This is a genomic window from Gulosibacter sediminis, from assembly GCF_023370115.1.
Classification (GTDB): domain Bacteria; phylum Actinomycetota; class Actinomycetes; order Actinomycetales; family Microbacteriaceae; genus Gulosibacter; species Gulosibacter sediminis_A.
In genome coordinates this window covers 848,132-860,453 of the sequence record NZ_CP097160.1, presented here as the reverse complement: position 1 = coordinate 860,453, position 12,322 = coordinate 848,132, and the positions used below count along the sequence as shown (strand labels likewise).

Annotated in this window: 12 protein-coding genes; 11 read left to right on the top strand and 1 reads right to left on the bottom strand. The window is 69.0% G+C overall.

Annotated features, from left to right (window positions below; translation table 11 throughout):
- Window positions 1–4 precede the first annotated feature (4 nt).
- Window positions 5–454: an ASCH domain-containing protein gene (locus M3M28_RS03895; RefSeq protein WP_249387526.1), complete on the bottom strand. Its 450-nt coding sequence runs from the start codon at window positions 452–454 to the stop codon at window positions 5–7.
- Window positions 455–519: 65 nt separating this feature from the next.
- Here M3M28_RS03895 and M3M28_RS03890 point away from each other — a divergent pair, with 65 nt between their 5' ends.
- From M3M28_RS03890 to M3M28_RS03840, 11 genes are all read left to right on the top strand, one after another.
- Window positions 520–1,296 carry an enoyl-CoA hydratase-related protein gene (locus tag M3M28_RS03890; RefSeq protein WP_249387525.1) on the top strand — a complete coding sequence of 259 codons (777 nt, stop codon included), beginning with the start codon at window positions 520–522 and terminating at the stop codon, window positions 1,294–1,296.
- Between the two features lie 100 nt (window positions 1,297–1,396).
- Window positions 1,397–2,155: an SDR family NAD(P)-dependent oxidoreductase gene (locus M3M28_RS03885; protein WP_249387524.1), complete on the top strand. Its 759-nt coding sequence runs from the start codon at window positions 1,397–1,399 to the stop codon at window positions 2,153–2,155.
- 5 nt (window positions 2,156–2,160) lie between these two features.
- Window positions 2,161–3,318: an acyl-CoA dehydrogenase family protein gene (locus M3M28_RS03880; RefSeq protein ID WP_249387523.1), complete on the top strand. Its 1,158-nt coding sequence runs from the start codon at window positions 2,161–2,163 to the stop codon at window positions 3,316–3,318.
- A 14-nt stretch (window positions 3,319–3,332) separates the two neighbouring features.
- Complete coding sequence (locus M3M28_RS03875) at window positions 3,333–4,511, top strand: thiolase family protein (RefSeq protein WP_249387522.1); 1,179 nt, start codon at window positions 3,333–3,335, stop codon at window positions 4,509–4,511.
- Between the two features lie 53 nt (window positions 4,512–4,564).
- A complete protein-coding gene (locus M3M28_RS03870; protein ID WP_249387521.1) occupies window positions 4,565–6,442 on the top strand; it encodes a sensor histidine kinase in 1,878 nt (625 codons plus the stop codon).
- The gene (locus M3M28_RS03865) at window positions 6,439–7,158 is read left to right on the top strand and encodes a response regulator transcription factor (protein WP_249387520.1); all 720 of its coding nucleotides are present in this window, start codon (window positions 6,439–6,441) and stop codon (window positions 7,156–7,158) included. The genes M3M28_RS03870 and M3M28_RS03865 overlap by 4 nt, the downstream gene beginning before the upstream one ends.
- A gap of 95 nt (window positions 7,159–7,253) precedes the next feature.
- On the top strand, window positions 7,254–8,831 hold the full coding sequence (locus tag M3M28_RS03860; RefSeq protein ID WP_249387519.1) for a hypothetical protein: 1,578 nt from the start codon (window positions 7,254–7,256) through the stop codon (window positions 8,829–8,831).
- A gap of 202 nt (window positions 8,832–9,033) precedes the next feature.
- Window positions 9,034–9,528, top strand: coding sequence for an RNA polymerase sigma factor (locus M3M28_RS03855; RefSeq protein WP_249387518.1), 495 nt, complete (start codon window positions 9,034–9,036; stop codon window positions 9,526–9,528).
- A complete protein-coding gene (locus M3M28_RS03850) occupies window positions 9,528–10,136 on the top strand; it encodes a methylated-DNA--[protein]-cysteine S-methyltransferase (RefSeq protein ID WP_249387517.1) in 609 nt (202 codons plus the stop codon). Before M3M28_RS03855 ends, M3M28_RS03850 begins: the two co-directional genes overlap by 1 nt.
- Window positions 10,133–10,774 (top strand): DNA-3-methyladenine glycosylase I, encoded by a 642-nt coding sequence (locus M3M28_RS03845; RefSeq protein WP_249387516.1) that lies wholly within the window; start codon window positions 10,133–10,135, stop codon window positions 10,772–10,774. The genes M3M28_RS03850 and M3M28_RS03845 overlap by 4 nt, the downstream gene beginning before the upstream one ends.
- A 42-nt stretch (window positions 10,775–10,816) precedes the next feature.
- Window positions 10,817–12,247, top strand: a complete 1,431-nt coding sequence (locus M3M28_RS03840; protein ID WP_249387515.1) for a dihydrolipoyl dehydrogenase family protein — start codon at window positions 10,817–10,819, stop codon at window positions 12,245–12,247.
- Window positions 12,248–12,322: the final 75 nt, after the last annotated feature.

Here is a 12,322-nt window from a genome sequence, read left to right as displayed (position 1 = left end):
CCGCTCACGAATACACGAGCACGAACGCCTCGCACACGACCGGCATATCGGGCTCGAACCCGCGCGGGTTCTCGGAGTATTCGCGCCAGAACCGCTCGTGCACCGCGCGCCAGTGCGCGAGCGTGCGGTCGCCCTCACCCTCGGCGTGCGCGTGGCGCGCATCCACCTCGTCAAAGGGGCGGATGCGCACCTGCGTCGTCTCGATGACCGCGCGGGGCTCGCCCACCCCGTCGAGCAGGATGCTGTGCTCGCCCTCGCGGGGCATGGCCTCGCCGGTCGCCTCGAAGTCCCAGAGCGACGAGGCCGTCGAGGTCTTCGTGCCGGCGAGCACCAACGCGAGCAGCTCGTCGGCGTGCGCCGGGGTCGCGCCGAAGGCCCACGCTTCGGGCACCGCTTCCGGCAGCTCGGGCTTCACGTCGCGCACCTGGCGCCAGTACTCGGCGGGTGTTGTCATTCCGCCAGCATAATTGGCCACACGAGGGCCGCCGCCCGCGCCGCCACCGCACGCTAGGAGCATCCGTGCCGCAGTACGACCTCATCCTCACCGAAACCCGCAACCGCGTCGGCTACATCACGCTGAACCGGCCCGAGGCGCTCAACGCGCTCAACCTGCAGCTCAGCGGCGAGATCATCGAGGCCGCGCTCGCCTACGATGCCGACCCCGAGATCGGCGCCATCGTCATCACGGGCTCGGAACGTGCCTTCGCCGCCGGCGCCGACATTCTCGAGATGGCCGACCGCAGCTACGCGAGCATGTTCCTCAACGGCCCGTTCGCTCGCTGGGACGCCTTCACCGCGATGCGCACGCCCGTCATCGCCGCCGTCGCGGGCTTCGCGCTCGGCGGCGGCTGCGAGCTGGCGATGATGTGCGACATCATCCTCGCCGCCGACACCGCGAAGTTCGGCCAGCCCGAGATCAATCTCGGCGTGATTCCCGGCATGGGCGGCTCGCAGCGCCTGCCCGCCGCGATCGGCAAGTACAAGGCCGCCGAGATGCTGTTCACGGCGCGCGTCATGCACGCCGATGAGGCCGACCGCGCGGGCCTCGTCTCGCGCGTCGTGCCGGCCGCCGAACTGCTCGACGAGGCGACCAAGGTGGCCGAGACGATCGCCGCAAAGTCGCTGCCCGTCATCTACGCCATGAAAAACGCGCTGCGCGTCTCGCAGGACTCCGGCATCACCGACGGCGTGCGCTACGAGCAGCAGGCGTTCACCTCGGGGTTCTCGCTGCACGACCAGAAGGAGGGCATGGCTGCCTTCCGCGAGAAGCGCGACCCGGAGTTCCGCGGCGAGTAGCCGCCGCACGCCGCCGCCTCCATGAACTTTTGCGGTGGCGTGACTACGGTGGGCGGTACGCGCGCGACCGCCAACGGCGGCGGTCGGCGGAAAGGTCGACATGGACGTCACTGACCAGGTAGCGGTCGTCACCGGGGGCGCCTCGGGCCTTGGCCTCGCCACCGCGAAACGGCTGCGCGACCGCGGCGCGCGGGTGCTCGTCGTCGACCTGCCGGGCACGCCGGCGACCGACGCCCTCGCTGCCGAGCCGGGCATCGCCTTCGCCGACGCGGATGTGCGCGACGAGCAGCAGGTCGCGGCCGCCCTCGACGCCGCGGCCGAGCTCGGCGACCTCCGCGTCGTCGTCAACTGCGCCGGCGTTGCCGAGGCCCTCAAGGTCGTCTCGAAGCACGGCCCGCACCCGCTCGACCGCTTCGAGCGCGTGCTTGCGATCAACGTCGTCGGCACGTTCAACGTGATTCGGCTCGCGACCGAGCGGATGCTCCGCCTCGACCCGCTCGGCGAAGAGCGCGGCGTCGTGGTCAATACTGCGTCGGTCGCCGCCTTCGACGGGCAGATCGGCCAGGCCGCCTATTCGGCGTCGAAGGGCGCGATTCACGCGATGACGCTGCCGATCGCGCGCGAGCTCGCCGAATATCAGATCCGCGTCGACACGATCGCCCCGGGCACGTTCGACACGCCCCTGCTCGCGGCGCTGCCCGAGGCGGCGCGCGAGTCGCTCGGCAAGCAGGTACCGCATCCGGCCCGGCTCGGCCGCCCCGAAGAGTTCGCGCTCCTCGTTACCCAGATCATTGACAACCCCATGCTCAACGGCGAGACGATTCGGCTCGACGGAGCGATTCGAATGGCTGCGAGGTAAGCACAATGCGTTCCACGTTCTATGACGATGACCACCAGGAGTTTCGCGAGCTGGTGCGCGACTTCATCGCGCGCGAGATCACGCCGAACTACGCGCGGTGGGAGGCCGACGGTGGGCTGCCGCTCGAGCTCTACCCGAAGATGGGCGAGACCGGGCTCGTCGGCCTCGCGATTCCCGAGCAGTACGGCGGCATGGGCCTCGACGATTACCGCTTCCGCATGGTCATCAACGAGGAGCTCTCGCGGGCGCAGGCTCCGAGCGTCAACGCGGCCTTCGGCGTGCACGACGACATCGTCATCGCCTACTTGCTCGACCTCGCGACCGATGAGCAGCGCGAGCGCTGGCTGCCCGGCATGGCCGACGGCACGCGACTCAGCGCCGTGGCCATGACCGAGCCCGGCGCCGGCAGCGATCTGCAGGGTATCCGCACCCACGCCGAGCGCGACGGCGACGACTGGGTGCTCAACGGCTCGAAGACGTTCATCACGAACGGCGTGAACGCGTCGCTCGTGCTCGTGTTCGCCCGCACCGACCCCGACGCGGGCTCGCACGGCTACTCGCTTTTCGTGGTCGAGAACGGCATGCCCGGCTTCGAGCACGGCCGCAAGCTCGACAAGGTCGGCCTCCACTCACAAGACACGGCCGAGCTGTTCTTCAGCGACGTTCGGGTGCCCGCCGCAAACCTCCTCGGCGAGGCCGGGCAGGGTCTCATCTATTTGCTCGAGCGGCTCCCCCGCGAGCGCATCTCGATCGGCGCGGCGGCGCTCGCCTCGGCCGAAACGGCCTACGACTGGGGCCGCGAGTACGTGTTCAACCGCAGCGCGTTCGGCCAGACCATCGGTGACCTTGCCACGGTGCGATTCACCCTCGCCGAGCTCGAGACCGAGATCGACATCACGCGCGCGTACGTCGAGCGCTGCATCCTCGCGCTCAACGACGGCGAGCTCACGACGGTCGAGGCATCGAAGGCGAAGTGGTGGGCGACCGAGCTCGAGCAGCGCGTTATCACCCGCAGCCTACAGTTGCACGGCGGCTACGGCTTCATGGAGGAATACCCGATCGCGCGGGCCTTCCGCGACTCGCGCGTGCAGTCGATCTACGGCGGCACGACCGAGATCATGAAAGAGATCATCGGCCGCGACATCGCGAAGCGCTCGCGCTAGCAAAGGGGCGACGGATGCGCGAAGCAGTCATCGTCGACGCGGTACGGACCGCGTCGGGTCGCGGCAAGCCGGGCGGCGCGCTCTCAGGCGTGCATCCCGTCGACCTGCTCGCCTCGGTGCTCGAGCAGCTCGTCGAGCGCACTGGCCTCGACCCCGAACTCATCGACGACGTCATCGCCGGCAACGTGAGCCAGGTCGGTGAGCAGGGCGGCAACATCGGCCGCACCGCCGTGCTCGCCGCCGGGTTTCCGCACACCCTGCCCGCGACGACGATCGACCGGCAGTGCGGCTCCAGCCAGCAGGCCGCGACCTTTGCAGCGCAGGCGATCATGTCGGGTAGCCAGGACGTCGTGATCGCGTGTGGCGTCGAGTCGATGAGCCGCGTGCCGCTCGGCTCCTCGACCGCGGGGCAGGATGCACTCGGCCCGCGCGTGCGCGCCCGCTACCCCGAGGGCCTCGTGCACCAGGGCGTCTCGGCCGAGCTCATCGCCGCGAAGTGGGGCTTCTCGCGCGCCGAGCTCGACGACTATGCGGCCCGCTCGCACGCGCTTTCCGCGGCCGCCGCGAGCGCGGGCGACTTCGACGCCGAGCTCGTGCCGATCGAAACCGAGGCGGGTGCGCATCTCGTCGACGAAACGGTGCGGCCGAGCACGACCTCCGCATCCCTCGCCGGCCTTTCGCCCGCGTTCGCGACGCCCGAGTACACCCGGCGCTTCCCCGAGCTCGACTGGAAAGTGACGCCCGGCAACTCCTCACCCCTCACCGACGGCGCCTCGGCCGCGCTGATCATGTCCCGCGAGCGAGCCGATGCGCTCGGCCTGCGACCGCGCGCCCGCTTCGTCGCGTTCTCGGTCGTCGGCGACGACCCGATTCTCATGCTGACCGGGCCGATCCCGGCGACCGAACGCGTTCTGAAGCGGGCCGGCCTTGGCATCGACGACCTCGACGCCTTCGAGGTGAACGAGGCCTTTTCTTCGGTCGCGCTCGCGTGGCAGCGCGAGACCGGCGCGCCGATGGAGCGGCTCAACCCGCGCGGCGGCGCCCTCGCCCTCGGCCACGCGGTCGGCTCATCGGGCACGCGGCTGCTCGCAACGCTCCTCAACCAGCTCGAGGCGAGCGGCGGACGCTACGGGCTACAGACGATGTGCGAGGGCGCGGGTATGGCGAACGCGACCGTCATCGAGCGGCTCTAACTCTCATTCGAAATGCACTCGCCGAGGCGCCACGCCCGCTCTAGAGTGACCTCATGGCGGGTTTGCGGTGGCGCAGCCACCGGCACTGGATCTTCGTCGTTCTCGTGGGTGTGTGGACGACCTATTTCTTGAGCCCGCCGGCATCGCCGTGGGTGTGGAGCGTCGTGCCGGTATCCGTCGCCGGCGCCGCGATGCTCATGAATCGGCCGATCGCCGGCAATGTCGTGACCCTCGCCGCGAGCCTGATGTCGGCGGGTTTCGAGGTCGAATACGGGCGCACCGAGGTGCTGCTGCCCGTCATCGGGGCCCTGTTCATGTTGGGGCGCTCGCGCGCGCCCATCAGCGTCGGGGTGGCGTTTTTGCTCGCGCAGATCGGCACCACGCTGCTGCGCGACGGCGCGACGATCGAGTCGATCCCCACCCAGTTCATCGTCTATGCCACGCCCTGGCTCTTCGGCCACATCGCGGGTCGGCGCGCCGACTCGGCGCTCGCCGCGGTGCACGAGGCCGAACGGCTCGCGGCGATCGACGTCGCCCGCGTCGCCCAGAGTGTCGCCGAAGTCGAGCGGCAGCGCGTCGTCAACGACTCGATCGACACGCTCGGCACCGCCCTCACGCAGATTCAGCAGCGCACGACGTTCGCGTTGCAGGCGCCACGCGACGACCGCATCCGGGCGATTCAGGATGCGGCGAAGGCCGCGATCCAGCGGCTCCACGTCACGCTCAGTGCCCTTCAATCCGTGCCGCCCGCCGTGGCGCACAAGCGCAGTTCCGGGCCGGCCAAACCGCCGCTGACGCCGCGACGACGCCTCATATTCGGCGCGCTGCTCGCGGTCGTCGGTACCCTCGTCATGCTGCTCTTCTCGGCGCCCCTCGACAGCGACTGGTACCGGCCGGTGTCCCTCGTGCCCGCGCTCATACTGCCCGCGGCCGCGCTGCTTGCCCGACAGTTCCCTCTCCCGGCGGCGCTCGCGGCGGCCGCGGCGCTCGTCACCGCGGCGCTTGACTCACCGCATCCGCCCGAGGCGCTTACGCCCTGCGCATTCCCTGTCGCCGCGCTGTGTTGGCGCATCGCGCAGGCCGAGTCACGGCAGCGAACCTGGGCGATCGCACTCGTTACCATCGCGTCACCCGTGCTCGGCATGAACCATGGCCGCGAGGGCGTCGGGTTCTCGCTGCTCGTCGTGTTTCTCGGCGTCGTCGGCGGGCTCGCGTGGAGCGACCGCGACGCGGTGTTGCAACGCGAGGAAGCCCGCGCGGCGAAGCTCACGGCGCAGCTCGCTGCGGTGCGCATCGGCGCGGCCCGCGAAGAACGAGTGCGCGTCGCCCGCGAACTCCACGACGTCGTGAGCCACGCCATCGCGAGCGTGAGCCTGCAGGCGCAGCTCGCGCGCGTCCGCCTCGACGACGACCCCGACGAGAGTGAAGCCGCGCTCGGGCGTGTGCTCGTCACGACCGCGCACGCCTCGCACGAACTCGCGGTCATCGCGCGGCTGCTGCAACCGAGCGACGCAGGGCTCGACGTGTGGCGACTCGTCGAAGGGGCAGCCGACCTCGGCCTGCGCGTCTCGCCGCACATCTACGACTCCCTACGCGGCGATGAGCTCGCGTACCGTGTCGTGCAAGAGTCGCTCACGAATGCCTCGCGCTACGCGCAGGGTTCGAGAGTCGACGTGCGGGTCGCTCTCGAGAACGGACGGGTACACATCATGGTGCGCAACGAAGCGCCGCTGCTGCCGACGATCGACTCGGTCGGCACCGGCTCAGGTTTGGCCGGGCTGCGCGACCGGGTGGATGCGCGCGGCGGCGCTATTACCTGGGGGCCGGTCGGTGACTGCGGCGGCTTCGAGGTGAACGCGAGTTGGCCCGTCGGCCGCGTGCCGCTTGACGATCCGGAGGGCATGCGCCACGGCGACGGGGTGCGGCCGTGATCCGCGTCGTAGTCGTCGACGACCACGAGCTCTCGCGCGAGGGGATCGCGGCGATTCTTGCGAGCGAGCCGGATATCGAGGTGGTGGGTACGTTGCCCGACGGCGCACCGGCCGCAGCGTTCGTGGCCGACAACGCGATCGATGTCGTGTTGATGGATGTGGCGATGCCCGTCGTTGATGGCATCACCGCGACCGCCCAGGTGCTCGAGCGCACGCCGCAGGCCGCGGTGATCATGCTGACGACGCTGCCCGATGACGAGCACGTGCGCGAGGCCCTGCGGGCGGGCGCGCGTGGGTACCTCCTCAAAACCTGCTCGGCCGAGGAACTCCGCTTCGCGGTGCAGGCAGCTCGGGATGGGCGACGCTGGTTCGACCCACTCGTGCTGGAACGCCTGGCCGCGGGTTTCGCCGGCCTCAACCCCGCCTCGTCGGGTGGCGTCGACGAGCCCGGCGAGGTGCCCGAGGTGCTCATGACGCTCACCCAGCGAGAGCTCGAGGTCTTCCGCGAAATCGGCCGGGGCCGCTCGAACGCCGAGATCGGCGAGACGCTCTTCCTCAGTGAGAAGACCGTGAAGACCTACGTCAACCGCATCCTCGGCAAACTCGGGCTCTCGAGCCGGGTGCAGGCGGTCGTGCTCGCATTCGAGTCGGGTTTCATCACGCGGGCGAGTACGACGCCCGACGTCGAGTCACCAAACGTCAACGATCGTCGTTGACTTCGGGTGATTCCGAATTCGTAACGCCGAGGTCACGATGAGCTGGGGGTGACCTGGGAGCGCGGTGCTCTCGCCCTGAGCGAAGGACGAACGTAGTGCAGCGCAGAGCAAGACTCGGGAAAAGGACGGCCTCGGTCGTCGCACTAGGGGCGCTCGCGGGCGCCGGACTCATCGGCCTCGGCAGCGGTGCCGCGAACGCCGCGCCAGGCCAATTCTTTACGGTATCCGGCGTCGTACTCGATGAGAACGGGCAGACCGTCATTCTTCCCTACGACGAGCCGTGGGACGTCACCGCGACGTCGGCGGCGGCGAGCTACAACAGCGTTGAGCAGGACAATCCCTGGGGCATCAACGCCGATGACGCACCCGCCGGCACCTATCACGTCACTATCGACCCTTTCCAAGACGCCCTCGAGTTGGCCACGTTCGCCTGCTACGAGTTCGACGCGAACAACGCCGAGCTCCCGACCGCCGTGGCAAGCGTCACCGGTAGCAGCACGAGTGGCTGGAACGTGCCGGTCGGCGAACTCTCAATCGCCTGTATCGCCGAGTACCGACCGGCTGGCCAACTCGCCGAACCTCGCGTTTCGATCGACCTCTCGGTCTTGATCGGCGATGGAGCCGACGGCCAACCCACTCCGGTCGGCACGGAGTCGGACTTCGAACTCGGGCTGCGAGATGCCTCGGGCACGGTTCACGCGATTCCCGCCGAGGGCGAAATATCGGTGCCCGCGGGTGATTACACCCCGGTGCTGAGTGCCTCCGCCAACGCCCAGGCCGGTTTCGACATCAGCGAGTGGTCCGTCTACCTCTGGGGATGCACGGGACACATCGGCAACGAGTTCGGCGACGCACTGACCCTCACTGCGGGCACGCTCACTTCCTGTCAGCTCTTTGTCGCGAACAGCGACGTCGACCTTTCGCTCGATACCGAGGTCGAGGGCGACTACGGGCTCGACTGGTACGGCATCACCGGCGCCGTTGGTACGCCCATCGACTACTCGCTTACCGTGACGAACTCCGATATTTTTACGGTTGGCGCCGGCCGGACTGCCCCGGTGGCGATTCGCGTGACGCTCGGCGACAACATGCAGGCCCGCGACCCGTTCGTCCTCACCGACGGCTTCACGGCCGAACTCGAGAGCGAAGGCACCTACCTCATTACCGGCGACGCGCAGCTCGCCTCGGGTGAATCGGTCACCGTGCGACTTGGCCTCGAGTTGACGGCCGAGGTGCCCGGCAGCCCCCTCAGCGCATGTGTGCTGGTTCCCGCGGGGTACACCGATTTGTACGCGCAAGACAACTGCTGGACCGAAGAGCTCAAGGCAGACGGTGGCGGCGATGGAGGCGAGCCGACGCCCACTCCGACCCCCACACCAACGCCGACCGCGACTCCCACGCCGACGGCCACACCCACCGCGACGACGCCGGTAGTGCCGACCGTCACGCCCACGCCCACGCCCACGGCGACCGAGTCCGCGACGGCGACCGAGTTGGCCACGGCATCGGCAATCCCGAGTTCCGATGACGACCCGGCGGCCCCTGCAGCCGACGGCGACCTTGCGACGACCGGTGCTAACACGGCACCGATGATCACGCTCGTCCTCGCTCTCCTCGTCGCGGGCGGCGCGCTCCTCGTGCTGCAGCGCCGACGCGAGCAGCAGTCGGCCTAGCGCGAACTAGCGGATGCGCGGGACTGGTCGGCTTCGGTCGGCCGCCCCGCGCATCCCGCGTTTTCCCGAAATCGGATGCGGCAGGAACTGGCACCGCGTCCGCCCGCACTCTCCCGGCAACTCGGCTCAAGAAAACTCCCACAAAAAAACTCATCCACAGGGGTCACGTTTTACCGTTCTGATGCGTCTACCTTGTGTGAGCATGAAGCAACCCTTCGACCAGGCCGTCGAGCGTCACGGCGTCACGGTGCTGCGCGTCTGTCGCGCGGTGCTCGGGGCGACCGCCGACGCTGACGATGCCTGGTCGGAGACGTTTCTGGCGGCCCTTGAAACCTGGCCAGAGTTACCACCCGACACGAACGTCGAGGCGTGGCTGGTGCGCGTTGCCTATCGCAAGGCCATCGACGTCACCAGAGCCCGGGCGAGGCACGCGGTCCCGGTCGCCGATGTGCCCGAATCGCGCACCGAGCTGGGCGTGCCCGAGCGCGACGAGGATGACCTTTGGCGCGCTGTCGGCACCCTCCCCGAACAACAGCGGTTCGCCATCGCGTACCACTTCTTCGGCGGACTCACCCATGCCCAAACGGCCGAACTCATTGGCAGCACCGAGGCCGCGGTGCGCCGAGCTGCGGCCAACGGCATGCGCACCCTCCGCAAAACGTTTGCACCTGAAGACTCCTTGAAGGGAGGCCACTGATGCCCGGCCCCACACCAAACCTCTCCCCCGACTACCTGCCGCTCGGGCCGGTTGATCTCACCTCGCTCCGCGGCCACTTGGCCGAGCAAGCGAACCGACGAGGTCTCCTCGACGTCGCCTACCGCACCGTCGACAGCCCAGTCGGCCCGCTCTTGCTCGCCGCCACCGAGCGCGGTCTCGTGCGGGTGGCCTATGAGCGCGAGGATTTTGACGCCGTGCTCGAGCGACTCGCTGCCAAGGTCAGCCCCCGAGTGCTTCGTGCGCCCCACCAACTCGACGACGCTGCTCGGGAACTCGACGAATACTTCGCCGGCCGCCGCCGCTCGTTCGACCTCCGGCTCGACTTCGCGCTCTCCAACGGCTTCCGTCAGTCGGTGCAGCGGTACCTGCCGCACATCGACTACGGGCGCACCGAGTCCTACCGTGAGGTCGCCGAGCACGTCGACAATCCCAAGGCCGTGCGCGCGGTCGGCACCGCGTGCGCGACCAATCCCCTCCCCATCGTGGTGCCGTGCCACCGCGTGCTGCGCGCCGACGGAACCCTCGGCGGCTACATCGGCGGCCTCGACGCCAAATCCACCCTTCTCGAACTGGAGCAGACGACATGAGCGACCACACCCCTACCGCGACTCAGCCCTCCATTATCGACCTGACCCCCGGCCTCGTCATCGGCGACGATGGTCTCGCCCGGCCACTCTGGGCGAGCAGCGACGAACTGCTGCGCGACTACTACGACACCGAATGGGGCATGCCGGTGCGCGACGAGCACGGCATGTTCGAGCGGCTCAGCCTCGAGGCCTTCCAGTCCGGGCTGTCGTGGGCGACCATCCTGCGCAAGCGGCCCGCCTTCCGCGCGGCGTTCGACGACTTCCACCCCGACGTCGTGGCCGAGTACGACGAGCGCGACGTCGAACGTCTGCTCGGTGACGCGGCAATCGTACGCAATCGCGCGAAGATCATGGCCACCATCGGCAATGCCCGCGCCACGGTGCAATTGCGCGACAAAGGTGGGCTGAGCGAGTTTGTCTGGTCGTTTCAGCCGGCCGTTACGCCGGCGCCACGGTCAGCTGAGGAGGTGCCGAGCCGGTCGGCGGAATCGGTCGCTTTGGCCAAGGCGCTCCGCAAGGAGGGATTCTCGTTTGTCGGCCCGACCACCATGTACGCGCTCATGGAGGCCGTCGGCATGATCGACACCCACCTCATGGGCTCCCACCGACGCGGAAGTTCTGGGGTTTGGCCCGAGTAGCTGTGCTTCGCTGGGCGCATTCGTTCGATCGCAGGAGCTGACATGTCAACGCAGAACGCACCCGTCGGGCCACGCGCCGTCGACTACGACCTCGTCGTCATCGGCGCAGGCCCCGTCGGCGAGAACGTCGCCGACTACGCCGCGAAGCAGGGCCTGCGCGCGGCCATCGTCGAGGCCGAACTCGTCGGCGGCGAATGCTCATACTGGGCGTGCATGCCGTCGAAGGCACTCCTCCGCAGCGGCCAGGCGCTCGCCGCAGCGCGACGTGTCGACGGCGCGAAGCAGGCCATTGGCGAGATCGACGTCGAGGCGGTGCTCCGGCGCCGCACGGCGTTCACGAGCAACTGGCGCGACGACGGTCAGGTTGCGTGGCTCGAGTCGGCGGGCATCGAGCTGCTCCGCGGCACGGGGCGGCTCGTGGCGCCGGGTCGCGTCCAGGTCGGCGAGCACACCTATTCCGCGAGCGCCGTCGCGCTCGCGACCGGATCCGTGCCAACGCTGCCGAGCATCCCGGGCCTCGCCGAGGCCGAGCCCTGGGGCACGCGCGATGCGACCTCCGCGAGGTCGGTACCGCCCCGGCTGGCGGTGCTCGGTGGCGGCGTCGCGGGCGTCGAGCTCGCCTACGCCTACGCCTCGCTCGGTTCGAAGGTCACGTTGCTCGCGCGCAGCGGCCTGCTGCGGCAAGAAGAACCATTCGTTGGCCAGCTCGTGGCGGATGCGCTGGTCGAGGCCGGTGCCGAGGTGCGCGTGGGCGTCTCGCCGCGTCGAGTCGACCGATTCCCCACGAACGATGGTGGCCGCAACGCAGTCCGCATCGAGCTCGACGACGGCACGATCCTCGAGGCCGATGAGCTACTCGTGTCGACCGGTCGACGCGCCAACACCGACGGGCTCGGACTCGAGGCCGCCGGAGTCGACGCGCTCGAGGTCGACGACACCATGCTCGTGACTGGCACCGACTGGCTCTACGCGGTCGGCGACGTGAACGGGCGCGCCCTCCTTACCCATCAGGGCAAATATCAGGCACGCGCCGCTGGCGAAGCAATCGCCGCGCGCCTACGGGGTCAGTCTCTCGATGATGCGCCCTGGGGCCGCCACGTCGCGACGGCCGACCACGACGCGGTGCCCCACATCGTGTTCAGCGACCCCGAGGTCGCGAGCGTCGGGCTCACCGAAGCCCGCGCGCGCGGGCGTGGGTTTCGCATCCGGGCCGTCGAGTTCGACCTTGGCGCAGTGGCAGGCTCGGCGCTGCACGCCGACGGCTACACGGGCCGGGCCAAGCTCGTCGTCGACGAAGACCGACGCGTCGTCATCGGCGCCACCATTGTCGGCCAGGACGTCAGCGAGCTTCTGCACTCCGCCACCATCGCGATCGTCGGCGAGGTGCCCGTCGACCGGCTCTGGCACGCGGTGCCCTCCTACCCCACCATCAGTGAGGTTTGGCTACGCCTGCTCGAGACGTATTTCAGCTAACGACGCCCCGCGCCGATACCGCGGACGAGCCGCACTCCGCGTTACCAAAATTTCAATTGCACTTTCACTAACAAT